This is a genomic window from Tsukamurella soli, from assembly GCF_039541155.1.
GTDB lineage: Bacteria > Actinomycetota > Actinomycetes > Mycobacteriales > Mycobacteriaceae > Tsukamurella > Tsukamurella soli.
The window spans coordinates 41,117-65,416 of record NZ_BAABFR010000008.1; the positions used below are offsets into that span (position 1 = coordinate 41,117).

Consider the following 24,300-nt stretch of genomic DNA (forward strand, 5'->3'; position numbering starts at 1 on the left):
CGATCAGCGAACGTCGCCGACACCGCTCGGTGGGCTCATTCCGCCCGCCGGGTCGTCGATGAGAACGTCGGAACAGCGCGCGCAGCGTCGGAAGGAGCAGAAGTGACGAGCACCTGGGCTGTGACCACGACGTACGACGTCGACCCCGACATGGAGACCATGGATCGGTGGGAGACGGCGCTCGCCGGTGCCGACGGGAGCGTCGGTCGTCGGCCGCGCGTGCTGTACGCCGACGACCGGATCGTCACGGACGTGACCGTGTACGTGGACGCGCCCGACGACGTCGCCGCGCTGCAGTCTGCTCGGGATCTGGTCGGACCCGTGATCGGAGAGCACCCCGTCATCGCCTCGGAGGTCGAGGACGAGCAGGTGCACTACGACCGCGCCGACGCCCCGACCCTGCCGCATCTGGTCTCCGCCCCGGAGGTCGGCGAGATCCTCGAGGTCAGCCGCCAGCGCGTGCATCAGCTCCGATCGACGTCGACGTTCCCGCAGCCGCTGTTCGAGCTGCGCTCCGGCGCGATCTGGGACCGGGCCGCGATCGAGGCGTTCGCGCAGAGGTGGGACCGCCGACCGGGCCCGCGCCGCTCAGCCGCCGCGGTCGTGATGGAGGTGCGGCCGCCGCCTGGCGCGAGGCCGCGCGGCGTGGTCGCATCGAAGAGGGTGTCGGCGATGAAGACGGTCCCCTCGAAGAAGAGTCCGACCGCTCCGTCGAAACGAGACGGGTCACACGGCTCGGTTCCGGCGGCCGCCCGGCGGAGAGCCCGCGGCTGATCCGCCGCCGGGTCCACGGCTGCACCTACCGGACGATGCGGAGAACGATCACCTTGACGTACTGGTCATTCACCGCGTAGGTCAGCAGCCCCCGACCACCGGCGAACACCGCAGTCCACTGGTCGGCCCGTTTGTCGTATCGCCCGCCACCCTTGGGATCGTCGAGGATCGTCGAGAACGTCGCATCGAAGGAACGTCGCATGTCACTCGGTAGCGCCGCGTACTGTTCCCGCGCGATCTCCAACCAGATCGGCGAATACAGTGCCACTAACCCGCCCTCCTCGGGGAGGTCGGGAGTCCGTCGAAGTCACCTGCGGCCACCTGCTCGATGACGCTGCGCTCCTCCGGAGTCGGCGGGTTGAGTCGCAGGTGCGCCACACCCCACCACCGATCGAGAACCTCGTCCACCCGCGACAGGTCGAAGTCGTCGTCGGCCTCGGCCAGGGCGATCCGGAACTCCGCCTCGAACTCTGCAAGGTCGTCGGGTGCCACAGCGGTGAGCGCGGCGCGGATCGCGGGACCGGTCCTCTCCACCGCGGTGTAGCCACTCACCTGCGCATCGTATCGCCCACCTCGGTGGATTCGTCGGCATCCCACGACGGTGCGTCTCGCGGCGGGCGACGGCGCAGCGGTGAGGGGACCGTCTCGGGCATTGACTGCAACCACCCCATTACGTACAATTTTCTGTACGTAGAGAGGTGATCGCTGTGAAGACCATGACCTATTCCGAGTCCCGGGCGAAGTACGCCGAGACGCTCGATGCGGTGACCGACGATCGCGAGGAGGTCGTGATCACCCGCGCCGGTCACGAGCCCGTCGTGATCGTGTCGCTCGACGACTACCAGTCGCTCAAGGAGACCGCGTACCTGCTGCGGAGCCCGGAGAACGCACGCCGCCTGCTCACCTCCATCGAGCGCCTCGAATCCGGCGGCGGACACGAGCACGGTCTCGCCGACGGATGAGGCTGGTCTGGGACTCCCTCGCCTGGGAGGACTACGTCCGGTGGCAGACCGAGGACCGCAAGATCCTCAAACGCGTCAACACGCTGATCAAGGACATCGACAGGAACGGCAACGAGGGCATCGGCAAGCCGGAGCCGCTCAAGCACGGGTTCCAGGGGTACTGGTCGCGCCGGATCACCGATGAGCACCGGCTCGTCTACAAGATCGTCGACGGCGACATCCGCATCGCCGCATGCCGGTACCACTACGGGCGTTGATCCACCACCGCCCATGCGCTTTCGACCAGACGACCACCGCTCACCGAGGACTGATCGCCTCGCCCCGACAATGCCTGGCCAGGGGACGTGACATGCCGAGCAGACGCCGCGGGTCCACGGCTGCATCGGTCCGAGCGCGACCTGACGGACGGTCCGGGACTCCCTCCGGCACCCACGGAGAGGACGGGATGATGCCTGCGCGAAGCGCGTCGCCTCGATCGGCCGCACGCGACCTCCGCACAGCGGAGTGGAACGTCGACGGCAGGATCCCCTTCCCTGTCGACCCGTTCGAGATCGCCGCCCGCCTCGGGGTCGAGGTGCACGTCGCGCCGCTCGCGAGCGGTGTGGCCGGGTTCGCCGTGAAGGACGACGGCCCCGCCGAGATCTACGTCGACTCGCGTTCCGCGGCGGAGGTCCAGCGGTGCGTCGTCGCCCACGAGCTGGGCCGCATCGTCGAGAACCGGGGTGCGGACAGGATCGGCCACGTCTACCGGCGCGACGGCCGCTCGTCGGCCGCCGCCGAGTCGTGGGCCGACCGGTTCGCTGCGGAACTGTTGATGCCCGAGGCGATCGTGGTGAAGAACTGGGCCGAGGGGTGGTCACCCGAGAGGTTGCGCCGTAGGTTCGACGTGTCCGGTCCGGCGATGACCCACAGGCTGAGCGGACTCGGGCTGATCTGACTCCGGCGGGGTTCGGATCCCGCACGGACGGCGCGGGCCGGTGCGCGCGTCCGGCTCCAGCTGCACCGGCATCGGCGCGACAGGCAGCACGTCCGGCTTCCCCCAGCTGCGCGTCGACGTGGCAGTACCGAGGGGACCGTCGCTACGGGTGAGACGCCGCGATGCACGTCTCGACCGACGAAGAGCACGTGTGGCATGCGAGAAGGTGACAGATCCTGCCTGATAGCCGGATCGTTGTCACTTTCCGAGTCTCCGAAACTGACAGTCACGGCTCCCGCGAGTCCGGTGAAGTCGAGGCGGTAGTGGACGCGGCTCGCCTTGGGCTGGGACAGTCGCGCGATTCGCCTGCCGTACAGCTACACGTCGAGTGGTTCGGCGCGGTCAGCCATGGGTCACCGACACGTGCGCGAACTTCGGTACGACGACCATGGACACACCGCATTCGGACAGGGCCCGCAGCGCGGTGTCGACGGAGACCGGCACCCCCGTTCCATCCGTGAGACCGTCATGCGGGAGACGCCGAGACGTTCGGCGAGGTCGGCCTGCTGCCAGTCGCGATCCTGCCGTGCTGTGCGCACGGCGGAGCCGAGAGCTTCGGAGTCGGGTACCCACGACCACACTGGGTGATTCATATATCGATCATCGTTCAGGACCGGCACGAATGATCTAAATATCGATCTCACTCGGCCCTCCGCATCACCCTCGCCCCACACTCCACCGAGCTGCGACGACACAGCTGGGACAGCACGGCTCACAGCCGGTGATGCTCACCGGTGTGGACCCCACTGCCTGGGTGTGGACCCGTGGACCCGGTTCACCTTCACCGCCGATACGGGAAGCTCCTCGACGAATCCCCAGCTCAGGCTATAGAAGATGAAAAATCACGGCCGTCTCTTATAGCCGCTGTGTGCGGAGCGTGGACCCAGGGTCCACGGGTCCACACCTCGCCGCGTCACCACCGGCGGCACGACCGATCCGGAGATCCAGGAGATCCGCCGCATCCGTGACCGTGTGCGCAGCGTCGACACCCGCGACCTGGATGCGCAGCGGCGTCTCACCGCGGAGCTGCGCGCCGAGCGGGATCGGCTTGTCCGGTCCCGCTGAGCACATCCCCCACGACAACGGGATCGACCGGATATTCCGCACGAGTGTCGTTCCCGATCTGTTCGGCGATACACGACCGTCCCCGAACCCACTGCCCATCCTCGTCGGGGCGCAGCCCGGGGCGGGCAAGACACGAGCGGGGTTCGAGGCGGCCCGCGAATCGGGACGTGACGTGGTGCGCATCATCGGCGACGACCTGCGGATCTATCACCCCGCGTACGAGGAGCTGCTCGAACGGTCCCCACTGCGATGTCACGCACCGGCTGGAGCGGCGGTCTCCTCGATCGGTGTATGGATGATCGTCAGGTGGAGTCCGAGCCCCACCCCGATGTTCACCAGAGCGTCGAGGGAGAACTTGTCGATCTTTCCGCGGATCAGGTCGCTCATGCGGGGCGCGGTGATACCGAGCCTGTGCGCGGCGTCCGCCTGCGACCACCCGTACGCGGTGATCACCTCCGCGATCGAGATCATGAGATCGGCGCGTACGCGGAGGTTAGCGGCCTCCTCCTCGGTGTCGGCGACCGCTTCCCACGGGTCCGCCGTGGTGGTGATCGTGACGTCCTCGTCTTCGTCGGTCATTGCTGTTCTCCCTTCCGGCTCTTCTCGATGACCGCCTTGTAGCGCTTGGCGGCGAGGTCTTTCACCGATTGCGGTGTCTTCTCGGTCTTCTTCGCGAAGACGGCCAGCACATACACCGCGGACGGGTCGCCCACGACCACGTACACGGTGCGGTAGATCCCGTCGCTGTCCTTGACCCGGATCTCGCGTACACCTTTGCCGATGGAGGGCATCGGTCGCCAGTTCTGCGGTTCCAGTCCCCGTTGCACACGTCGCAATTGGAAGCCCATCATCCGTTGAGCCGACGGTGGCTGCTCTCGCATGTCGGACAGAGTGGCTCCCACCCAGCTGATGGGCGTGTCCGGATCACTCACCACACGATGTTATCAGAACCGATAACTATAGGGCCAGGGACCGTTCGAGGACCCGAAGGGCGACTACCCCCGCGGCGTTGCGTCGGATTCGGCTCGAATCTGACGCGCGGACGACGGGTAGCGGAAACCGCCGGGGGACCGTCGTCTCGTCAGAGACCGAACAGCCTCCGGCGCTCATCCCGTTCCCGCTCCGCACGCAGCCGACGGGCACGGGCCAGCTCGGGATCGGGCCCGGACCGCTCGTCGAACACCTCGTCGTCGCCGACCACCAGGACGCGGTCGAACTGCGCCCAGTCCGGCCCGGCTGCGGCGAACGTCGTCGCGATCACCAGACGCGGGCCGCTGTCGTCCGCCAGGAGCGTCTCCGCGGCCTCCCGCAGCGGTGCGCCGATGCCCTCCTGGTGGCCGTGGAACCACTCCGGGTAGGCGTCGACGTGCGGCAGGTACACCGCCCGTTCGACGCCGTCGTCCGCGGTGACGGCGCGGACCATGTCCCGCAGCGCCGCGACGGGGTCGGCCGCGAGCGGTGCCAGGTCCGTGGCGAACACGTCGCTCAGGTTGTAGAGATGCAGACCCGAGGGTGTCCCCCACGCACGGGGCACGATCACCGTGTCCTCGGTGTGGAAGAGCGGGACGTGCAGCTCCCATCCGTCGGCGAGCATCCCGTGCACCAGGGCCGTGCTCCGGTCCACCAGGCGGTACACGCCGAAGCCATTCCGCAGCCGAAGCAGCACCCGCCGGTGTCCCGCCGTGGTCAGCCCCCGCAGCGGGCCGAGATGGAAGTCGCGTCCGTATGCCATGTGCGGCAAGGTATCGCCCCCTGTGCGGGGTCGGCGGCCGCGGCGCGACCGGCGGTGGGAGGAGCCCACGAAAAACGTGGAGATCGACCTCGGAAGAATCCGGTTCGCACCGGTTTCCGGCGCACCGGACGGCGATGATTCCGCAGGTCAGTGCGGTATTACGCGTCGATCGGTGAGACTACCGGATCGAACGGGATGAGATACAGAACAGCCCCGCGTTCTTGAGGACCAGCACGGGTGAGACTACCGGATCGAACGGGATGAGATACAGAACGAGAAACTCGTCGAGGGGGCTTGCCAGGGTGAGACTACCGGATCGAACGGGATGAGATACAGAACCCGCTCGATCAGATGGTGGCGGCCCTGCGTGAGGCTACCGGATCGATAGAGATCGAGATACAGAACCAGTCGACAACGGTCCGCGGCAGAATCGCTGCGTGGCACGCCGATTCCGCACCCTCACCGATGCCGTCGCCCACCCGGACACGACGCTGCGGCGGTACCTCGACGGGCGGTTCCCGTACGTGCGCCCGATCCAGGACGCCTACCGCGCCGCCGCCGGTCCGATGCTGGTGCCTCCCGGTGAGGCACCGTCGGGGACCGTCGGCGCGGCGTTCGACGCCCAGCTGCGGTTCACCCTGGACCCGGCGCACACCGACACCCTGGCGACCCGGTCCCCCGACCTGCTGCGCAGACAGGTCCTGCGCGACGCGGTGGCGGAGGCGGTCGCCCTCGCCGGGCCCGCCGCGGCCGCCGGGGACGAGGACACCGCAGCGCGGGCGAGCTGGGTCTACGCGCTGGGCACCGAGCTGTACCGCAACCCGCGGGCGAAGGACGGGTCACCGCTGCGGGAGTTCTTCGACCGGCCCGCCGTCACCGCCGCGGATCTGCTGGCCCTCGCGCCGCCGGACGCGCTCCGTCAGCTCTCCGCGCTGGCGGCGGTCGCCCGTGAGCGTCTCCTGCCGCACCTGCACGGGGATCTGCGGCTCGGCGTCGAGTTCGACGGCTCGCAGCTGTGCCGGGCCGAGGCCGATGTGATCAGCGGCGGCCTGCTGCTGGAGGTTAAGGCGCGCCGCGGGAAGGAACGCCACCCCCGCGGCTCGGACGTGTGGTACGACGACCTGCCCGGCGACGTGCTCCACCAGCTCCTCGGCTACCTGCTGTTCGACCGCTCGGACACGTACCGGATCGACCGCATCGGCGTGTACTCGGCGCGGTACGGCACCTTCGCGGTGTGGGACGTGGGCGCGACGCTCGCCGCGATGGCCGGGGAACCGGTCGATCTCGCCGCCGAACGCGCGCAGGTGTGGCGGATCCTCGAAGCAGAGGCGGCGGATCGCGCTGCGCGGACCGCCGTGGTCGAACAGATCACGGTGCTCTCCTGCCCCTGCCCCCGCTGCGGGGCGGCGGAGGGTGACCCGTGCGACTGGGAGCGTCCGTACCCGCACGTCGAGCGGATCCGTGCGCGGCGTGCGCGCCGGGATGATGTGCGCCGGTCGCTGTGACGATGCGGCGGTCTCATCCGTCTGCTGCCAGCCGGTCAGGACGTGACACGCCCATCGGATCCGCCCCGCCCCGCTCGACAACGTGCCGCTACCCGCGCAGTGTGCACGCTGAGACGTGTCTGGGCCGAACCCGATGGTCTCGCGGAGGGTCCTCCCCGCTACCGGTACTGCGGGCGGGTCCGGATCTGACTGTTCTCGGGAAGGCCGACGCCCTTCTGCGCCAGGGCCCGCAGCACCGACTGACCGACGCCGAGCGGTAGCGCCGCCGAGCTGTGTGCAAGCGCGACGGGTATCACGGCGTTCGGGTACAGCCGTGTGCGCACGCCGTCGAGGACCTCGCAGATCGCCCTCAGTGTCGGGTAGCTGGCGAAGTCCTCGGCCGCGGTGCCTTCGTAGGGCAGGACCCCGGCCTTCGGCGGGACGGTGATGACGAGTGGGTCACCGGTGGTGGTGCGGTAGATGAACCGGCGCCCGTAGAACTCGTCTGTGCCGTACCGGTTTCCAGCGGGCCTGCCGGTGATCCGGTTGATGTATTCGGTGGTCAGCCGCATCACGTGACCTTCCGGGATGATGTCGCGGATCAGCTCGGCGTGCTCGACGAACCGTCCGGTCTTCTCGACGCCGACCAGCAGTGGTAGATCGGTTCCCAGACCGTCCGACCAGGTGAACAGCTTGTCGAGATACTCCTGGAACCGCCGCTTGAGTGGCGCCACGACGCCGAACAGCGCAAGGGGACCGTCGGTGATGAAGATGGTGTCACGGAACGCATCGAGCGGGCGGTCGGCATGCACGTAGAAGGTGTCGAGGTAGCTCAGCGTCATGAGCCGCTCGGCCACGTTCATCGCCCGCGTGATCGGACCCTGGTTGGAACCCTCCTCGCTGTACTCCTCGTGCGTGCGGAGCACATCTGCGAGGTACAGCGGCTCCGCGCAGGAGGGACACGTCGCGCCGTCCTTCCCGACAAGGGGACCGTTTCCGGACGGATAGTCGTGGGTCCTCGACGGGCAGGTGCGGAGGACGATTCCGGGTGCCTGGACACCCGGACCGCCGTGGAGAGTCAGCAGCGCGTCCGCGAGGGTCAGATCCGAGTCCGCGTCGTAGCGGGTCTCGCGGAGGAACCGGTCCATCTCGCGGCGCCAGGTGTCGACACCCGAGAAGCCGTGCTGCACCAGACCGGACCCCGGCAGCGCCGCGTCGAACGCCGCGGCGTGGTGCGCCTCGCTCACCAGACGTGGATCGACGAACGGTCCCTTCCCGGCCTCGTCGAGCTTGCCGATCTCGAGTAGTGACCCGGCCACCCTGATGTAGCCGACCTTGATCGTCGGGTGCTCCCGTGTCGCCTCCACCTCGGTCTCGGATCCGTCGACCGTGATGGAGAAACGGACGTCGGACGCCTGGATGCGCGTCGGCAGCGAGTCGACGGAAACGCAGAGATCCGTGATCCGGTTCTCGTCGTCCGGGCGTGCCTGCGCGATCTCCCAGCGGGAGAACGCATCCTGGACCGCCTTGCTGGACACGGTGGGGACGTGGCCGAGTCTGGGTGCCCGCTCGTTCGGGTACGGCATGTCAGCTCTCCACGACGGATCCGTCGGCCGCGACCGGCGGCAGACCGGCCGCCCGACGAGCAGCATTGATCATCGCGTGGTCGAACTTGGCGATCTGCACCGGGACGATGTACTTGCCGGAGTAGGTCTTCATCCGCACGAACCCGACGTCCTCGCAGCGGCGGATGCTGTCCGCCCAGGTCTTGAAGTCGTAGTAGTGCGACAGCTCGTGAGTCTCCTTGTCGGAGTTGAGGTGTGCGACGATCCAGTTCGACGTGTTCGACAGGATCCGCTGGTCGACACTGGACACCTCCTGCGTCGCGTACACGAGCCCGATCTTGTACTTGGCCGCCTCCTTGGACAGGCGCACCCACGGGTTGCCGGACACCTCCTTGGCGCCGCGCTCGAACAGGTTGTGCGCCTCCTCGACGACGATCTGGAACTTGATCGGATCGTCCCCGTCACGGAACCGTGTGTTCGCCTGCGACAGCAGATGATTGACGATGTTCTCGCTGATGATGCGCGGCACCTCACCGGATCCGTGGGCCAGATCGACGATCGCCAACCGACCACCGGCCATGTCGTCCCAGATCAGGTCCTCCACGCGCGCGTCCGAGTGCGCGGAGTGGAACTCCCGCAGCGAACGCACTGCGGCCGGGCCGCTGGCCTTGCTCAGGAACCCGCCGATGTGCTTGAACGGCTTGTCCCCCTGACCCGAACTGCTTGTGTCCCACGATCCGTCGTTCATCATGAAGAGCGTGACCGCATGCGCAGCTCGTGGAGAGGTGGCCCGGTAGGCGCTGCCGCCCTCGCGGATCAGCTGCACGAGACCTGGGTTATCCCTGTCGAAGTCTGCGAAATGACTTTTGTCCCAGGTGAATACAAGTCCAGTTCCCTTGCCGGAGTTGGAGAATCCCCCACGGAACCCGCACTCGTAGAGGATCCCGTACATGCCGATTCGCGCGCGCTCCCAGTGCGTGTGTTCGCTCCGTTCATCCTTCGGGGGCTCGTCCCACTTGATCGCGGCGAACGTCTTGACGTTCGCGTACTGCCCGTACTGGGCCGTCACCGCGTCGTTCACGAACTCGGTGACGGCGGTGAAGTTCGCGATGTCGTAGAAGTCCATGGCAAGCGGCTTCACCTGGGGATCCGAATCGTCCGCTCCCATGCGGTAGATCCGCACCGAGTCGGCGTCGCCGAGCAGTTTGAGCCCGGTGTTGTCCTGCTTGTTCACCGCGGCGTACTCGCCCTGCGGGTCGAAGATCAGCTGGCCGATCGGCTCCTGGTGCTCGCTCGCGTACTTGTGCACCGCCGTCGCCAGGGTCTTGATGGTGTTCGACTTGCCGGTGCGGGTCATGCCGAACACGGCGGTCTTGCGGGAGATGAAGTCGTCGACGTGAACGTCTACGGCCGCGGTGTCCGTTCCCGCCGCTCGGGCACGGCGGCGCGTCGAGGAGAACCGGACCGTGCCGATGGTGACGGTGCCGTCCTCGGTGCTGTCCGAGAAGGAGGCGAGCCACGACAGGACTCCCTTCGACGGCAGGAACACCTGGTACTTCGCGGAGGCGATCACGTTGTCGACGTCGGCTCCGAACTCGACCGTCGCGTTGCGGTCGTCGTCGGTGTAGAAGGTCCCGATCACCTCGCAGTCGAACGCCGACTGCTGGAGTTCGTTGCGGGTCAGCACGTCGGTTACCTCGTCGAACTGCCGCCCGCTGTTGGTGGCGTCGCGGACCACCGCCAGCCGGGTCTGCACCAGCTCGGCTTCGTTGGGCAGCGGCGCGGTGCCACGTACCCGCAGGAGGATCAGCTCGTCGTCGGTGAGGATGAACCCGTCCTCGGTCTGGTCGCCCGCCGCGGCGAGGAGGAACCCTCCCAGCGGGACACCTCCGGCCTCCGACTTGCGGAAGTCGTCGGTGAGCACGATCGCCCGGCTGTAGTCGAGGTGGTAGATCCCGCCGATCGGCGGGCAGTCGTCGTTGATCTGCTTGGCGAGCTTGTGGTCCGCCTTCGACCGGTTCTGGATGGTGTTGAGGAAGCTCACGGGGTCGGCCTTTCGCGGGTGGGGTCGTTCGGGAGATTGGTGAAGAGCACTTCACGGCCCGGCACCGGTGCCGTGCGGGAGCCGCGTGTGGTGTAGTGGTGCGCCACCCGGTACTCGTGCACGTCGGTCGGTCCGCGGTACATGTCGAGGACGAGCGGCTCGGCGTCGTAGGAGAGGATCCACCGGTGCTCCGTTCCGAGCAGGTGGCTGGCCAGCTCCCTGTGGTGGCGTTCCTTGAACGGCATCTTGTACAGCCGATCCGCCTTGTGGATGTACGGCGGATCGAGGTAGAGCACGGTGGCCTTCGGGTCATGCCCCCCGGCGTGCCAGCGGACCCGGTCGAGAGTGCGTTGCCACGTCGAGTTCCAGACGTCCTCGTCGTCGAGGATCCGGCCCGCCTTCGCCAGCCGGTGCACGTTGAGGATGCGCTCCGCGATGGCGTCCTTGTTGAATCGGCAGTCGATCGGGTAGTCGGACGTCTGGGCCCGCCCACCGATCGGCCCGGCTCTGTTGTCGATGATGCCGGAGAACGTGGTGCGGTTGAGGAACAGGAACTTGAGCGCCCGCCTGCGGTCGGATACGGGCCTGGCTGCGCGCCAGTTGTCCCACTCGGCGACGGTCACAGTCAACTTCATCATGTCGTCGACCAGCCGTTCCCCGTTCCGGGACGCCTCCCGCCAGAACGCGGATACCAGAGGATCGAGGTCACCGATCAGCACCGTGTCCACAGCGTCGTGCTCGAGCAGCCCGAGGGACACGCTCGCACCACCGCAGAACGGCTCGACGAACAGCTTCGGGCGCGGAACGTTGGCATCGATCAGCTGGCGGATCGCGGGGATCATCTTCCGCTTCGATCCCGGGTACCGGAGCGGGGACAGCGACGCGTTCCGGAGGGGATAGCGCCTGCCCGCCAGCAGCGGCACCTGCTCCGATGCGGACGGTCGAGGTGAGGGAGGGTGGAACGGTGCCGGTTCGTCGACGACCGATAGAGGTGCACTCACTACTCCCCCTCCCCCGAGGCTAGAGCCGGATTCATCCCGAACCGGTCATAGCGGATCATCGTAGGGCAAGCGTCGGACGCGAACGCAGCATTCAGTGGCCACCGCGCGCGGGCCGTATCCGGCTCGTCCATCGTCACCATGTCGGGCACGCTACGTGCGCGTCCGGCCTTCCAACGACTCGGCCGCGACGACACGCCGAGAGCGTCGACGATCAGTGGGGACCGACATCGGCAGCAGAGTCGTGTACTGCGGTTTCTGTCGGTGGAGAGGACCTTTCGGACCGCCGTGCATAACGTCCGGACGTCATGGACCGGCCGTGTGTGTCACGTCCTGAACAGCCGTACCGCGGTGGAGGCGGTGTACGAGCGCGCGTACCGGATGGGCCGGGTGTCGGCCGCCGACCGCACCGCGTTCCACCGCGCGCTCAACGCCCGCGGATGGAAGAAGTCCGAGCCCGACGACGACCTGATCCCGGCGGAGACGCCGCGGCTGGCGGCGAGTCTCGGTGAGGCGCTGCGGACGCGGGCCGGGATGAGCCGCGAGGAGGTGGCGCGGATGACCGGCCGCCGCACCCCCGCTGGAGACGACCCGTTCCTGCCCGCCGAGCGCCGGTTGCGGACGGTGTGAGGGACCGTCTGTTCGGGTAGTCTCACCTTGATGCAACGGTGGTTCCGGTACCTTGTTCTGTTTCTCACTCTGGTTCGATCCGGTAGTCTCATCCAACGCGACTCGGCCAGCAGCTCAGGCAGTTCTGTATCTCATCCCGTTCGATCCGGTAGTCTCACTGGTGCAATCGGGAACTCCTCTGTTCTGTATCTCATCCGATTCGACCCGGCAGTCTCACCACAGCTCTGTTCGAACATCGACCTGAGGTTCTGTATCTCATCCGGTTCGATCCGGTAGTATCTCTCACAGAGGTTGGAGAACATGGCCACCACACAGTTCTGTATCTCGTCTCGCTCGATCCGGTAGTCTCACCGGTGCGGACTGGGAATGGCCCGACCTCGTTCTGTATCTCATCCCGTTCGATCCGGTAGCCTTACAGGTGAGCCCAGCGATAGGCACCGTACGGTTCTGTATCTCATCCCATTCGATCCGATATTCTCACGGGAACCATGAGCGCCCACCCATCGACGGTTCTGTATCTCATCCCGTTCGATCCGGTAGACTCACAACATCGCGTTCACCACTGACGGGTGGGGTTCTGTATCTCATCCCGTTCGATCCGGTAGACTCACAACATCGCGTTCACCACTGACGGGTGGGGTTCTGTATCTCATCCCGTTCGATCCGGTGGTCTCACCGATCGGCGCGTAATACCGCACTGACCTGCGTGTTCATCTGGTATACCGATTCCCGAAGACGCGGTGCACGGGCACTTCTTCGACCTGCTGTGGGGCGGTTTCTGATCGGGTGATCCAGACGACTTGAAGATGGCCGATTCCACAGATCGATTCACGCTCCGGGTCGGTGATTCCGCACTGCTGCTGGGACACGCGCTCGTCACGGGCCCGGCCGGATCCGGTAAGAGCCACCTCATCCGGTCGATGACGGTCGTGGCCGATACCCGTCGAGGCGCGATCGGACGCCCACCGTCACTCACCGCCGAGCAGGAGCGCGAGATGGCCGACCGGCTGCTGGCTGGTGAATCGGCGACTGCGTCGGCCGCGAGACGCGTCGTCGCGGTACGGACACCGGACAGCCGATGGTGCTCGCGGTAGACGGCGCGGCGCCCTCAGACCAAGAGCGATATCATGGGCGTACGTTCGATATCGCCATGCAGCGGAGGGAGGCCACCGTGAAGAACGTCCTGGTACGGAACCTCAGCGACGAGGTCCACCGCGCGCTCCGCCGCCGGGCCGCGGAACACGGCCGCAGTGCGGAGGCGGAGATCCGCGCGATCATCACCGAGGCCGTCCAACCCCCGCAGCGGGTACGGGTGGGGTCGCTGCTCGCCAGGATCGGGCGTGAGGCCGCGCTGACCGACGAGGAGCACGCCCTGATCGACGACGCCCGCGACCGGACCCCCGCAGCGCCTCCGGAGTTCGGATGATCATCCTCGACACGAACGTCGTCAGCGAGCCCCTCCGTGGTGCACCGGACGGCCGCGTCGTGGACTGGCTGGACGCCCAGAGCATCGACACCCTCTACCTCACCACGATCACGGTCGGCGAACTGCGATACGGCGTCGCGGCCATGCCGCCCGGCCGACGCCGCGACGGACTGCGCCACGCTCTGGACGAGGTCGTCGAGACGCAGTTCGCCGAGCGCGTCATCCCGTACGGGATCGACGCCACGACCCACTACGCGCGGCTGATGTCCGACGCCCGGGCCCGGGGCCGGGCGATCGGTACCGCCGACGGCATGATCGCCGCTATCGCGGCGTCGATGGGGTTCACCGTCGCCTCCCGGGACATCGCGCCGTTCGAGGCGGCGGGTGTCCCGGTGGTGGACCCGTGGGGCCGGTAATGACCGCCGCCTGGCTGCGGACGATGTGAGGGACCGTCTGTTCGGACGATCCGGGCGCAGACCACGAGGCGGTGAGATCACGTACCCAGAGTTGGGCAAAGCCGCTGAGCCGAGGACACCGATCCGTTGCCGGGCGAGCTGGTGGTTCTCGGCGACTGATCGACGCAGTCGAGTCGGAACCCGGTGGTCTGACACCGCCCCCGAGGGCGTGGTATACATTCCGGTTCACGCGGTATAACTCCTGCATGACAGCGGTGCATCCCCCCACCGAGATCCGGAACCGAGGTGGTGAATCCGGCCGCCGCGGCACTAGCGGGCGGGCGGATGACGCAGACCGAGCTGGCGTCGGCGCTGAACACGACGCAGGCCACGGTGAGCCGCTGGGCGGCGGGGCGACGGGGTATCGACCCGGTCGCCAGGCAGCGGATGGTCCTCGCAGCCGCGGCGGACTCCACACCCGCCGCGGTGCACGAACCCGACCACCCGCGAGGACCGGTGATCGTGCCCGAGCAGCTGTGGGCGCCCGCGTTCGCGCCCCGGGGTCCGTTCCGGCTGCCGGTGCACCTGCACTGGACCGGGTCGCCGCTCGAGCGCGTGCTCGACGGGTCGAGTCTCGAGGACAGGCTGTTCGCCGATCACCAGGTGCTCACCACCGGATCCGTCGGGGACATCGTCACCTGGGTGGATCCGGTCGAGCTGGCACGCCACTTCGACACGGTTCTGTTCTCGCGACGCCACCGGCCGGTGTGCGTGCGGCGCTGCACGGGTGGGGGCTGCTGTAGACACCGGAGCAGGAGCGTGTGGCGGCGATCGTCCTCGCCTCCGGTTCCGGTGAACTCGCGCTCGCCGGTGGATCCGCGCTCATCATGCACGGGATCATCGACCGTGACACCCAGGACGTGGACGCGTTCGCCGAGGGCGAAGGTGCGGACACCGCGGCGCTCGCGGCGGATGTCACCGACGCGCTGCGGGCTGCCGGATACACCGTCACCGACGTGAGCCCCACCCCGACCTCCACACTGCGGAAGCTGATAGCCACCCGACGGCGAAGAGTGCCGGTCGAGGTGGGGATCAGCTTCGACCCGCGCGTCCGCCCCACCGTACCGACCCGCGTCGGACCGGCGATCGATCCGATCGAGCTGGGTGCGAACAAGATACTCGCGCTCTACAGTGATCCGTCCCGGGCCCGGGACGTCGACGATCTCGCACGACTGTGCACCAGGTACCGGTTCGCGGAGATGCTGCACCTGGCCGACACCAAGCAGCGCACGCCGGTCGACAGGGAGATGCTGGCGGACAGCTTCGGGATGCTGTCGACCGCCGACCAGCGGCTGTATCCGCGCGGGACCGACATCACGGCGATCCGTGCGTTCGCCCGCGGAATCGCCCTGCACCTGTCGCGGTCCGAACCGCTGCCGGTCAGCCCGTATCCGGCTGGTGCCACCGCGGAGGACGGACTGTGTTCGTCGACGTCGACCCGCAGCGGGCACCCGTGCCGCAGGAGGTCGTCCAACGGCCACTGCCACCTGCACCGTTGAGTGCCTCATCGCACATCACCGCTACCGTTCCCACGCCGACGAGTGAGGAGATCCGGTGTCGAGACGTGCGGTGGGCCTGTTCGCAGGCATCGGCGGACTGGAGGTCGGGCTCGCCGAGCACGGCTGGGACACCGAGCTGCTGTGTGAACTCGGCCGGGTCTACGCGGCGGACCGATCGACGTGGCCGGTGCAGCACCCGTACGAGGATCTGGCGGGTTCCTCGACGACGTACGCCCGCTGTCGGCGCGGGCAGCGGCCGGGTTCCTCAAACGCGCCGAGGCGGGATCGCTGCGGTTCGTGCCCGGGTTCCTCGACGACGTCGCCGCGCACCTGGACCGGATGCGGGACAGCGACGTCGCCGCCGTTCCGTTGTGAGGGAATGTATCCCGAGCTGGTGACCGCCGGCGAGGGAGTTGTTGCCTGGCGGACCGTCACGGCTCGCCGCGACGAAACCTAACTCGGCACACAGTCACGGACATGCCCGAGATCCCGGACCTGGTCGTGACGGTCTATCTCCCCGAGATCGGCATCGGAGCAGAATCGGACCTTCTAGCGGTCGCCCCACTGGGTCGTTGGGTAGGCGTACACCTGCTCGTGGCGACACACGCCGTGCCTGCTGCATCGGGCGGTCGTCAGGACGAGGAGCGCGAGATGGTGTCCGGACTGTTCGCTCAGATGGAGATACGGGTAGCGCTGCGCTGCTCGCCAGCGGAGTGTTCGATGCTGATGGGAACTGGGGACGCAGCCGATCCGACGCTCCAGCCGGGGAGTGGTTTCGCACGTGCCGTCACCATGGACCACCCGGTCCCCGTCCACGTTCCCGACTGCTCCGGCCCGTCGCCACAAGAGCTGCTGAGGCTGATCACCTCCGTGCGTGGCGTGGAATCCACCTGATCGATCAGGACGTGACAGCAGCTGACAGGCTATGTGCTACGAAGTGCTACGCTGGCGGGGTGAAGACGATCAGCCAGCGTGAACTCCGCAACGACAACGCCGCGATCATGCAGGGTGTCGAGGACGGTGAGACGTACACGCTCACCCGCCGCGGTGTTCCGGTGGCACGGCTGGTACCTGTGACCGACGACACCGATCTGCGGTGCGCGCGTCCTGCGCGATCACGCCCGGTGTACAGCGATCTGCCTCGCGTGAGCCCCACCGTCTCGACCGCCGAACTCGTCGACGACCTCCGGGGTGATCGGTGAGTCGGTGGTACCTGGACACCTCCGCCGCGGCGAAGCTGCTGCGTACCGAGGTCGAGTCCGCCGCCCTCGCCCGCGAACTGGACACGATGGGACCGGAACTCGTCGCCTGCTACCTGCTCGAGACCGAGATGCGCCGGATCGTCGGGCGTGAAGCCGGTGTCACCCACGCAGCGGTCACCGCGGTGATCGACGGCGTGGACCTGTACGAGGTCCCTCCGTCGCTGTTCCGGGAGGCCGGACTGTTGCCCGGGGCCACCCTCCGTTCGTTGGACGCGATCCATCTCGCGGCGGCGGTCCGACTCGGTGTCGACGCGGTGCTCACGTACGACACCCGCATGGGGGACGCGGCTCGCGACCTCGGCCTCGCCGTGATCGCACCGGGTGGAATCGCTGCTCCCCTGTCGCCGTGACTCCGGAGCGCGTCGATCCGGTCGAGATCCCCGCGGCCGACCTCGACCCGGAGACGGCGGTGGAACAGCTCGTCCTGTCGGCGATGCTGTGGTCCCCGTCGGGGACCGTCACCGCCCACGCCGCGCACCTGGACGTCACCGACTTCGCTCTGCCCGTGCACCGAGCGCTGCTCACGGCGATCATCGGGGTGTCCGCCCGTGGGGCACAGCCGCATCCGGCCCTGGTGCTGGCACAGCTGCGTGACGCCGGGGAACTCGTGGGCCGCCCGGGCAGGCTCGTGGCCGACGCGCTCACCACCGTCGCGACGACCGCTTCCGAGCCGGGGGCGCTCGGGGTCTACGTCGACGAGCTGCTCACCCAGTCGCTGCGGCGGTCGATCTCCGAGGCCGGACACGCGATGGTCGCCGCGGCGGGTGAGGTCCCTACCGCGCAGCTGTGGGAGGCGTTCCAGCGCATCGGACGGGATGTTCGTGACGGTCCCGCTGCGCGGCTGTCGGCATGGCGCGACGGTGTTCCCCGCCCCACCGCCGGGTGATCACGGCGTCGCGCGCGGTTCGGCCGAGCCGGTATCAGCCGGTTCCCGGTGATGCGACGTAGAGGCCGACCTCGTCGCACGCGGCGCGCAACCGGTGGTCGTAGGTGACGAACGCGGTCAGTTCCGATTCGACCTGCTTGGCAGCGGCGAGGTGGATGGCGTCGAGCGATCGCAGGGTGGGAGGTCCGATCGTCTCGGCGAGCGTGATCACGGACTCGGTGAGTGGGATCATGTCGAAGCCGTCCAGCAGGAAGCGTGCCTGCTCGGTCAGGCCGGATCCTCCGTGCCGCAGGGCCACGCGCATGATCTCGACACGGCACAGGTCGCTACCGATCGGCTGGTCGTCCGTGCGGTCGTCCAGCCATGCGCGCAGGTCAGCCGTCTCCTCCTCGGCCACGAGCAGCTTCACCATCGCGGACGTGTCGAGATAGATCACTGTTCGTTCCGCATCTCGTCGAGCACGTCGGACAGGCGCCTGCGGTCGTGGAGGGCTCTCGGGCGGACCTCCGCGAGGTTCCCGGGGCTTCGCGCCGGGGTCAGGACCCCCGCGCTGATGAGTGCTTCGCGTGAGCGGATCGTGGTGGAGACGGGCACGAGCCGGGCCACCAGTCGGCCGTGACTGGTGACCCCCAGTTCTTCACCGGCCTCGACCCTGGCGAGGTATTTGGACGCGTTCTGCCTGAGTTCGCGCACACCGATCGCTTCCATAGACGTATGGTAGCACATAATGTGCTACTTCCGTGGAGAGGGAGTGGCGAGGCGTGACATGGGGCGGTGCACCACCACACCACCGCCGAGGTGCACCTGCGTCGCAAGACCAACCGCAACGGGGACCGTCCGCCACTCTGCTGATGGCGGGGGGGGTGCCTGTCGACCAGTCGACCGGCCTCGCCGTTGCTCTCGGTGTCTCACCGATCTGGTAATCCACGCCGACGAACTGCGCGCCGCGGTACCGCTAACCGATTCGATCATTGAGACGATAGATTACCTGTCTTCTCAATCTGATACACTTTGTCCATGATCAGATCGGTCGAGGTGTCGCTGTCCGCAGCGGAGTCGCTACCCACCACGGGGCTCCCCGGCTGGGCGCAACAGGTCGCACAGATCCTGGACTACGCCGCGCAGGAGGGCATGGTGGTGGAGCTGACGGCCCGGCCCGACACGCTGACCCCGGCGCAGGCCGCGTCCCGGCTCGGCATGTCACGCGCCACCGTCACCCGGCGGGTCCACGACGGGCGGATCACCGCACTGCGAGTCGGGAACCGGATCCGCATACCGGTCCGGGAGGTGGAGCGGTACCGGGAGTCGCTGATGATCGAGATGGCGCGCCTCGACCAGGACGGCATCGAGGACGATCTGAACCTCGGCTAGAAGCCTGCGGGTCTTCGTCGACGCCAACGTCCTTGCACGCCCGATGACCCGATCACTGCTGCTCATGGGAAGCTCGGCGAGCACCACCATCGAGACCGTGTGGAGCGCGCAGGCCGAACGCGAGGCGAAGTGTGCCGGTCGGATGGGCTCCACCGAACGGGTCCGGATGCAATTCTGTTCCGGTGAGCGAGGAGCAGTATGGGAATGGGTGGTTCCAGTCCACTGGCGGTGAACGCGTTCGTGGCGACTACGTGTCGGCGGTCGGTGAGTCGGCACAGGTGACCATCGACGGCGTGGTGAAGGACGATCCCACCACGACCATGAAAGTCACACCGACGGGAATAACCATCACCATGTCGGGTGACCCCGCGAAGTCTGTCGCCGCATTCGCGCCGACGATCCTGCACGGCGAACTCGATTCGGGCGAGCTCGTGAGCCTGCTCTACGCGCAGAATCACGGCGGCTCCGGGTACCACGGTGCGCCCCGCTATGTCGCTCGAACAGTCGTCACGGGCGCCCACGTACCCGAGGACCAGCTCTACACCTCGGTCCGGTTCCAAGTGGACGACCCATACTGGACGGCGCACCTGGTCGACGGGACGACGAGCACAGTCCCGGACGACGACTCGACCGTCACGGCGCAATCGTCCGAGGACGGCATGTGGCTGGTGTACGACTCAGCGTCACCTCGCACCCTGCCGAATCTGGAGAGCCGGGTGGTGTCGGGTTGCCTCGGATTAGCCCGCCTCACACTGGACCGTCAACTGGTCACCCGGGCGACGCACGTGCGGATCGAGCGCGACGGCAAGTGGCTCGTCGTCCACGGCAGGGCGTTCTGCGCGCCGGTCTCGGGAGTTGGAGTATCGCTGCTGCCGCGTGAGGAGCTGACCGTAGACCGTCTCGCCGCGTGGATCGCGCTCAACGACAGTCTCGACGGTCTCGCGTGGGCGGTCATCGAGCCGGTGAAGTCGGCAGTCCAAGCCGAGGTCTTGGTCGCGACATCCCTGATCGAGGGGCTGCACCGCCGCTTCCCGGAGTACGCCCAGTCGCAGTTCCCGGACGCGACCGGCGGCGCGTTGGATCGGGTGAAGAAGGCGGCGAGCGTCGGCGCGGCCGAGCGGGCGGCAGCCGAGGAGAACTTGGAGCCAGACGCAGTTCGTGCCGCTGTGAGGACTGCGGTCGGGCACTTCTCAGACGTGGACTTCCGAGACCGCGCTCGTGATGTCGTCGGACCGGTCCTCTCGGCGGTTCCGCAGCTCGCCGAATCCATTCCCGATCTGGTCGCCGTCTTGACCGGAGCCCGCAACGAGCTTGCGCACCACGCGGTACTGGACAACGAGAAGGACCCACTGTCCGAACGTATCGACCGGTGGGCAGTAGTGTCGATGGTGACCCCGTGGCTTCTGCGCATCTTCCTGCTCCTCCACGCCGGGATGGCGCCAGATGATCTGCAAGCAGGGTGCCTCGACTACCAGAAGTTCGGGTTCGTGCGCGCCAACATCGCGACGATCGCCCGTGACCTCGGCTGGTCGCCCGTACCGACCGAGGATGAAGTCCTGTCATCGGCCGAGAGCGACTGACGTGGTTGACCCGCTCGGTGCCATAATCGCAGCCCTCGCCAAGAGGGGTGTACGTAGTGGTCGCCGCCGCGGAGGGCAAAGGAGCCGACCGCTGTCGGGGCACGGTTCCTGTCGTGAGGACGAGCTCAACGATCACGCCACGGCCCGCAGCAGGAGGCGCATCCCGCCGACGAAGTTGATCACGAAGGGATCGCCGGCGCACCACGCCGCGACCAACCGGTCCCGCACCGCCGCGAGGTCGTCGACGGCCAGGTCCACGGCCGGCACCCCCGGCGAGCCGCCCATCACCTCCACAGTGACGGTCCTGACGCGCACCCGGTGAATCACGGTGTCCGTGCCCCCAATCGGCCCGATCGCTGGGGCGACGCCGGCGGCCTCCCCGAGCGCGGCGGCGAGTTGCTCAGGCTGCGGCGTGCTCACCAGGATGCGGGTCACGCGGGCGGTGTCCGGGTCTGCGGACGGTGCCTCGACAATCGCATCGGCGCCGCGGACGAGGATGCGGCTGAGGCCGGTGTTGCGCAGCGCGTAGCTGCTCCGGTCCTGCCACCCGTTCTGCAGCCGGCCCAGAGCCTCGTCGGTTGAGGTGACGTCGACGACGGCGAGGCGCGGAGTGCCAGTCATCACGTCCACTCGGACGCCGCCGATTCGGACGGTGTGCAGGGCCTGGCCGGCGATCCGCGCATTCGTGGCGTCGACGCCGGCCGCGGAACCGAGGGCATGGGCGAGCTCGGCGGGCGCGGTCGCCTTGATGAGGATCCGGGTGAGAGATGAGTTTCATGGCGGTGATGGTGCGCCGCCGGTACGACACGGCACGATTCGGGTGCGCTCACCTCGCGCCGCTGCCTCTGACCGGACGCGGCGCTGGGGGGCCACGGCGCTGGGGGGCCACGGCGCCTACGGTGAGGATCTCAGATCTAAAGATCTGAGACGACCGCGGACGGCACGATGGCGGCGACGATCGTCGCAGGTCGCACAGTCTCAGATCCCGGTCTCACACATAGAGTTTCAGATCTTGTCGGTACGGCGTGTGAGACTCGGTGCGTGACCGACTCCGACGCCGCTGCGGCAGGCGCAGGCGCCACCGCCGCATACCTCCGCGTCTCCACCGACCACCAGTCGCTCGACCAACAGCGCGATGCTCTCGTCGCCGCGCGGATCGAGCCCGACCGGGTCTTCACCGACAAACTGTCGGGCGCAGCCGGGTCCGCGCGGCCCGGGCTGGCCGAAGCGCTCGGCTGGCTGCGCCGTGGGGACCGTCTCGTCGTCGCAGCGTTGGACAGGCTCGGCCGCAGCGTCGCGGAGGTGACGGCCACCGTCGCCGATCTCACCGCGCGCGGAATCACCGTCGTCGCGCTGCGGGAGGGTGTCGACACGTCGACCGCGACCGGGCGGGCGATCGCCGCGATCATGGCGAGCCTCGCCGAGCTGGAGTTGGAGCTGGGAAAGGAACGGCGCGCCGCGAGCCGGTCCGCCCGAGTCGCCCGCGGTCTGCCGGCCACCCGCCCGCCGAGGCTCGAGGCCGCGCAGCAAGCACGGCTCGTCCGGCTGTATCGCGGCGGCGAGCCTATCGCTGAGCTGTGCATCATGTTCGGGGTGAGCCGAGCGACAGCGTTCCGGTACATCCGCGCTGGCCGGGTTGAGCCTGCATGAACGCTGACACGACCTACGGCCCAGCGTTCGCGGTGTCGCCGAGCCCACGCATCGCAGGCTGACACGATATGCGGGCGCGTGTCGCGGTCTCACCCCGGCGCGGCGTCGCGCGCGTGGTTACCGGTTTCTGGACGCTCACGCCGGGTCGCGGAGCATCCACACGCGCTGCAGCTGAAGCCTCGACGTGATGGTGTCGGGGAGCTTCTCGTAATTGCGGAGCACCGCTTCGACAACATCGGAGGAATCCCACACCTTGACACGGAACCGCTGGTGCCGGACCGTCTCTCGGGCGGGACGTGACAGACCGGCCCAGGTCGCCAGCAGTCCGTAATCGGCACCGTGCGTGGCGACCAACCCGTTGAGCTGCGCGACGACCTCGGCTGCGACCTGTCCGGTCTTGACCTGGACGATCAGCTTCGGCGACTCTAGCCCGAGAAGTCCCCGGCCCGCGGTGATGTCGATTCCACCATCGGGGCCAGGCGGGGCCTCGTCCGTCTCGAACCCCTCGGCCCGCAGCAGCTCGGCCACGAGGTGCGCGAATCCGTGCCCGGAGAACTCCTCACCGATCCTCGTCGTGATCTGATCCCGCGCGAGTTCGGCCACATCCGGACGTGTCTCCGGCTCGTCAACGACGTCGTCCTCTCCGGAGTGGGACACGGAAGATGTCGAGCCAGCGCCCGTCCCTACCAACGGCGCGCCAGGATCCTCACCGGCATTCAGGAGATGCTCAAGCCGAGCCGCAGCGTGGTTGCGGCTGGGTGAGAACGTCGACAACGCACTACCCAGCGTGTAGAGCAGATCCTGTTTGATCACCGTTCGCGACACGTGGCGCCGCCATTCCACGTCGACCACGTGGCGGCACGCGGGATCCGGCTCATCTGCGAGGTATCGATACGCCGAAGTCACTCTGCCGAGCGCGATATCGCGGGTCGTCTTCAGCGGAAGGGCCATCAGATCACCAACTTGTATGCGCCCGCGCAGCGCCCACACCTGACCCGTGTACGAGATTCGAGTTCCCTGGCTCTCCAATGCGTAGACCTCGTGTACCAGACCTTCGACTTCGCTCCGCGTGGTGAACTCGGTCAGATCGGGCAGCTCCTGCCAGCCGCCGCCGGACACCCCACGGTCAATGGCCCATGCGTCACGCTCGCCATAGCGCCCGGCCCGGATCACCCACGCACTCCTCGTCATGCGCGGAAACGTACCAATCCGTTGCCACATCAGTCAGCTTTTGAAGCCTCGCCCCTTCGGCTTCGTCCCGCCATATCGGCAGCTGTGGTCGAGCTATCTGCTGGTCCGCCGAACGGCCTCAATGCGGAACCGCATCGATGTTCGCGCCACGCTCGTTGAGTGTCGGTGCGCGGGTGCATCATCGGGCCATGACCTCCGAGCTGCTCGCCGCCGCCCACGCTGCGGCCGACTCCCTCACCGCGTCGGCCGCGTCGGCCGCCTCTGCCGTCGGATTCTGGGCCGACGACCTCGACGACCCCGGCATCCTCGCACTCGTGTACCGCGGGCAACTCGTGTACCTCGGGATCAGCGATGGGTGGAGATCCGCGCCGGTCGACCGGCTGCAGGACGTTGTGAACGCCTGCATCAGCAACGCGTTCGCGATGTGGCACGCTTCGACCGGGACGCGCGGGCTCGACGCCGCCAGTTCTTAGGCCTGCGCCAAGCGTCACGACAGACACTGAAGCCATGCGCCTCCGCCACGCTGCTACCGCTGTTCTTACTGCCGCTGTTCTCGCCACGTCCGCGTGCGGCGGCGAGGCAGTCCCGGCCCCGGCCACGCACGCACCCGGCAACGGAGCCGCCGCCGCGATGAACAGCGATGCCGCAGCCGCGGTCTCGATCCTCGCGGGTGGGCAGTCAGGCGCCGGCACGACCCCCACCCCGGCCGAGTCTGGCGCACCCGAGGCAGGAAGTACGACAACCGATGGG

At 67.8% G+C, this 24,300-nt stretch carries 30 protein-coding genes and 3 pseudogenes; 20 read left to right on the top strand and 13 right to left on the bottom strand.

Annotation, left to right across the window (positions count from 1 at the left end; all coding sequences use genetic code 11):
• The first annotated feature begins 102 nt into the window (after positions 1–102).
• On the top strand, positions 103–774 hold the full coding sequence (locus ABD908_RS04165) for a helix-turn-helix transcriptional regulator (RefSeq protein WP_344991291.1): 672 nt from the start codon (positions 103–105) through the stop codon (positions 772–774).
• A 25-nt stretch (positions 775–799) separates the two neighbouring features.
• Here ABD908_RS04165 and ABD908_RS04170 read toward each other — a convergent pair whose 3' ends face one another.
• Positions 800–1,042, bottom strand: coding sequence for a hypothetical protein (locus ABD908_RS04170; protein WP_344991292.1), 243 nt, complete (start codon positions 1,040–1,042; stop codon positions 800–802).
• Positions 1,042–1,326 (bottom strand): DUF6247 family protein, encoded by a 285-nt coding sequence (locus tag ABD908_RS04175; protein WP_344991295.1) that lies wholly within the window; start codon positions 1,324–1,326, stop codon positions 1,042–1,044. The genes ABD908_RS04170 and ABD908_RS04175 overlap by 1 nt, the downstream gene beginning before the upstream one ends.
• Positions 1,327–1,481: 155 nt before the next feature.
• Between ABD908_RS04175 and ABD908_RS04180 the strand changes: the two genes are divergently transcribed.
• The 3 genes from ABD908_RS04180 (at position 1,482) to ABD908_RS04190 (ending at position 2,673) form a co-directional block, all read left to right on the top strand.
• Complete coding sequence (locus tag ABD908_RS04180; RefSeq protein ID WP_344991298.1) at positions 1,482–1,736, top strand: type II toxin-antitoxin system Phd/YefM family antitoxin; 255 nt, start codon at positions 1,482–1,484, stop codon at positions 1,734–1,736.
• On the top strand, positions 1,733–1,993 hold the full coding sequence (locus ABD908_RS04185; protein WP_344991301.1) for a Txe/YoeB family addiction module toxin: 261 nt from the start codon (positions 1,733–1,735) through the stop codon (positions 1,991–1,993). The genes ABD908_RS04180 and ABD908_RS04185 overlap by 4 nt, the downstream gene beginning before the upstream one ends.
• A 191-nt stretch (positions 1,994–2,184) precedes the next feature.
• Complete coding sequence (locus ABD908_RS04190; protein WP_344991304.1) at positions 2,185–2,673, top strand: ImmA/IrrE family metallo-endopeptidase; 489 nt, start codon at positions 2,185–2,187, stop codon at positions 2,671–2,673.
• Positions 2,674–3,188: 515 nt separating this feature from the next.
• Here ABD908_RS04190 and ABD908_RS04195 read toward each other — a convergent pair.
• Positions 3,189–3,305: pseudogene (locus ABD908_RS04195) on the bottom strand (helix-turn-helix domain-containing protein); the annotation flags it as partial.
• Positions 3,306–3,712: 407 nt separating this feature from the next.
• On the opposite strand from ABD908_RS04195, the pseudogene ABD908_RS27555 reads away from it, so the two are divergent.
• Positions 3,713–3,976, top strand: a pseudogene (locus tag ABD908_RS27555) (zeta toxin family protein); the annotation flags it as partial.
• 53 nt (positions 3,977–4,029) lie between these two features.
• On the opposite strand, the gene ABD908_RS04200 reads toward ABD908_RS27555, so the two are convergent.
• The 3 genes from ABD908_RS04200 to ABD908_RS04210 form a co-directional block, all read right to left on the bottom strand.
• Positions 4,030–4,356, bottom strand: coding sequence for a helix-turn-helix domain-containing protein (locus tag ABD908_RS04200; RefSeq protein WP_344991307.1), 327 nt, complete (start codon positions 4,354–4,356; stop codon positions 4,030–4,032).
• On the bottom strand, positions 4,353–4,709 hold the full coding sequence (locus ABD908_RS04205) for a type II toxin-antitoxin system RelE/ParE family toxin (protein WP_344991310.1): 357 nt from the start codon (positions 4,707–4,709) through the stop codon (positions 4,353–4,355). Before ABD908_RS04205 ends, ABD908_RS04200 begins: the two co-directional genes overlap by 4 nt.
• 149 nt (positions 4,710–4,858) lie before the next feature.
• Positions 4,859–5,509 (bottom strand): hypothetical protein, encoded by a 651-nt coding sequence (locus ABD908_RS04210; protein ID WP_344991313.1) that lies wholly within the window; start codon positions 5,507–5,509, stop codon positions 4,859–4,861.
• A 437-nt stretch (positions 5,510–5,946) separates the two neighbouring features.
• Here ABD908_RS04210 and ABD908_RS04215 point away from each other — a divergent pair, with 437 nt between their 5' ends.
• The gene (locus tag ABD908_RS04215; RefSeq protein WP_344991316.1) at positions 5,947–7,014 is read left to right on the top strand and encodes a zinc finger domain-containing protein; all 1,068 of its coding nucleotides are present in this window, start codon (positions 5,947–5,949) and stop codon (positions 7,012–7,014) included.
• A gap of 158 nt (positions 7,015–7,172) precedes the next feature.
• On the opposite strand, the gene ABD908_RS04220 is transcribed toward ABD908_RS04215, so the two are convergent.
• From ABD908_RS04220 to ABD908_RS04230, 3 genes are read right to left on the bottom strand one after another with little or no spacing between them, the layout of a single operon-like run.
• Positions 7,173–8,579 carry a hypothetical protein gene (locus tag ABD908_RS04220; RefSeq protein WP_344991319.1) on the bottom strand — a complete coding sequence of 469 codons (1,407 nt, stop codon included), beginning with the start codon at positions 8,577–8,579 and terminating at the stop codon, positions 7,173–7,175.
• Position 8,580: 1 nt separating this feature from the next.
• On the bottom strand, positions 8,581–10,602 hold the full coding sequence (locus tag ABD908_RS04225) for an ATP-binding protein (RefSeq protein WP_344991322.1): 2,022 nt from the start codon (positions 10,600–10,602) through the stop codon (positions 8,581–8,583).
• Positions 10,599–11,603 (bottom strand): DNA adenine methylase, encoded by a 1,005-nt coding sequence (locus ABD908_RS04230; RefSeq protein WP_344991325.1) that lies wholly within the window; start codon positions 11,601–11,603, stop codon positions 10,599–10,601. The genes ABD908_RS04225 and ABD908_RS04230 overlap by 4 nt, the downstream gene beginning before the upstream one ends.
• 318 nt (positions 11,604–11,921) lie before the next feature.
• Between ABD908_RS04230 and ABD908_RS04235 the strand changes: the two genes are divergently transcribed.
• The 10 genes and pseudogenes from ABD908_RS04235 to ABD908_RS04280 all read left to right on the top strand — a co-directional run bounded on the left by ABD908_RS04235 (position 11,922) and on the right by ABD908_RS04280 (position 17,758).
• Positions 11,922–12,230, top strand: coding sequence for a hypothetical protein (locus tag ABD908_RS04235; RefSeq protein ID WP_344991328.1), 309 nt, complete (start codon positions 11,922–11,924; stop codon positions 12,228–12,230).
• A gap of 806 nt (positions 12,231–13,036) precedes the next feature.
• Entirely contained in the window at positions 13,037–13,324 is a 288-nt protein-coding gene (locus ABD908_RS04240) for an ATP-binding protein (protein WP_344991331.1), read from the top strand.
• Positions 13,325–13,380: 56 nt separating this feature from the next.
• Complete coding sequence (locus ABD908_RS04245) at positions 13,381–13,656, top strand: FitA-like ribbon-helix-helix domain-containing protein (protein ID WP_344991334.1); 276 nt, start codon at positions 13,381–13,383, stop codon at positions 13,654–13,656.
• A complete protein-coding gene (locus ABD908_RS04250) occupies positions 13,653–14,072 on the top strand; it encodes a type II toxin-antitoxin system VapC family toxin (protein WP_344991337.1) in 420 nt (139 codons plus the stop codon). The genes ABD908_RS04245 and ABD908_RS04250 overlap by 4 nt, the downstream gene beginning before the upstream one ends.
• A gap of 800 nt (positions 14,073–14,872) precedes the next feature.
• Complete coding sequence (locus ABD908_RS04255; RefSeq protein WP_344991340.1) at positions 14,873–15,610, top strand: nucleotidyl transferase AbiEii/AbiGii toxin family protein; 738 nt, start codon at positions 14,873–14,875, stop codon at positions 15,608–15,610.
• A 166-nt stretch (positions 15,611–15,776) separates the two neighbouring features.
• A pseudogene (locus tag ABD908_RS04260) lies at positions 15,777–15,985 on the top strand (hypothetical protein); the annotation flags it as partial.
• Between the two features lie 102 nt (positions 15,986–16,087).
• Positions 16,088–16,504: a hypothetical protein gene (locus ABD908_RS04265; RefSeq protein ID WP_344991343.1), complete on the top strand. Its 417-nt coding sequence runs from the start codon at positions 16,088–16,090 to the stop codon at positions 16,502–16,504.
• A gap of 59 nt (positions 16,505–16,563) precedes the next feature.
• Positions 16,564–16,812: a type II toxin-antitoxin system Phd/YefM family antitoxin gene (locus ABD908_RS04270; protein ID WP_344991346.1), complete on the top strand. Its 249-nt coding sequence runs from the start codon at positions 16,564–16,566 to the stop codon at positions 16,810–16,812.
• The gene (locus ABD908_RS04275) at positions 16,809–17,222 is read left to right on the top strand and encodes a type II toxin-antitoxin system VapC family toxin (RefSeq protein WP_344991349.1); all 414 of its coding nucleotides are present in this window, start codon (positions 16,809–16,811) and stop codon (positions 17,220–17,222) included. The genes ABD908_RS04270 and ABD908_RS04275 overlap by 4 nt, the downstream gene beginning before the upstream one ends.
• Positions 17,219–17,758 carry a DnaB-like helicase N-terminal domain-containing protein gene (locus tag ABD908_RS04280; RefSeq protein WP_344991352.1) on the top strand — a complete coding sequence of 180 codons (540 nt, stop codon included), beginning with the start codon at positions 17,219–17,221 and terminating at the stop codon, positions 17,756–17,758. The genes ABD908_RS04275 and ABD908_RS04280 overlap by 4 nt, the downstream gene beginning before the upstream one ends.
• 34 nt (positions 17,759–17,792) lie before the next feature.
• Here the strand turns inward: ABD908_RS04280 and ABD908_RS04285 are convergent, their stop codons facing one another.
• Together ABD908_RS04285 and ABD908_RS04290 are read right to left on the bottom strand one after the other, a co-directional pair.
• Complete coding sequence (locus tag ABD908_RS04285) at positions 17,793–18,194, bottom strand: type II toxin-antitoxin system VapC family toxin (protein ID WP_344991355.1); 402 nt, start codon at positions 18,192–18,194, stop codon at positions 17,793–17,795.
• Positions 18,191–18,466 carry a type II toxin-antitoxin system Phd/YefM family antitoxin gene (locus tag ABD908_RS04290; protein WP_344991358.1) on the bottom strand — a complete coding sequence of 92 codons (276 nt, stop codon included), beginning with the start codon at positions 18,464–18,466 and terminating at the stop codon, positions 18,191–18,193. The genes ABD908_RS04285 and ABD908_RS04290 overlap by 4 nt, the downstream gene beginning before the upstream one ends.
• Before the next feature lie 309 nt (positions 18,467–18,775).
• On the opposite strand from ABD908_RS04290, the gene ABD908_RS04295 reads away from it, so the two are divergent.
• Positions 18,776–19,129, top strand: a complete 354-nt coding sequence (locus ABD908_RS04295; protein ID WP_344991361.1) for a helix-turn-helix domain-containing protein — start codon at positions 18,776–18,778, stop codon at positions 19,127–19,129.
• Between the two features lie 182 nt (positions 19,130–19,311).
• Entirely contained in the window at positions 19,312–20,709 is a 1,398-nt protein-coding gene (locus ABD908_RS04300; protein WP_344991364.1) for an ApeA N-terminal domain 1-containing protein, read from the top strand.
• A gap of 132 nt (positions 20,710–20,841) precedes the next feature.
• Here the strand turns inward: ABD908_RS04300 and ABD908_RS04305 are convergent, their stop codons facing one another.
• Positions 20,842–21,330: a hypothetical protein gene (locus ABD908_RS04305; RefSeq protein ID WP_344991367.1), complete on the bottom strand. Its 489-nt coding sequence runs from the start codon at positions 21,328–21,330 to the stop codon at positions 20,842–20,844.
• Between the two features lie 420 nt (positions 21,331–21,750).
• Between ABD908_RS04305 and ABD908_RS04310 the strand changes: the two genes are divergently transcribed.
• On the top strand, positions 21,751–22,359 hold the full coding sequence (locus ABD908_RS04310) for a recombinase family protein (protein WP_344991370.1): 609 nt from the start codon (positions 21,751–21,753) through the stop codon (positions 22,357–22,359).
• A 135-nt stretch (positions 22,360–22,494) separates the two neighbouring features.
• Here ABD908_RS04310 and ABD908_RS04315 read toward each other — a convergent pair whose 3' ends face one another.
• A complete protein-coding gene (locus ABD908_RS04315; RefSeq protein ID WP_344991373.1) occupies positions 22,495–23,550 on the bottom strand; it encodes a restriction endonuclease in 1,056 nt (351 codons plus the stop codon).
• A 188-nt stretch (positions 23,551–23,738) separates the two neighbouring features.
• On the opposite strand from ABD908_RS04315, the gene ABD908_RS04320 reads away from it, so the two are divergent.
• A complete protein-coding gene (locus tag ABD908_RS04320; RefSeq protein ID WP_344991376.1) occupies positions 23,739–24,023 on the top strand; it encodes a hypothetical protein in 285 nt (94 codons plus the stop codon).
• Positions 24,024–24,300: the final 277 nt, after the last annotated feature.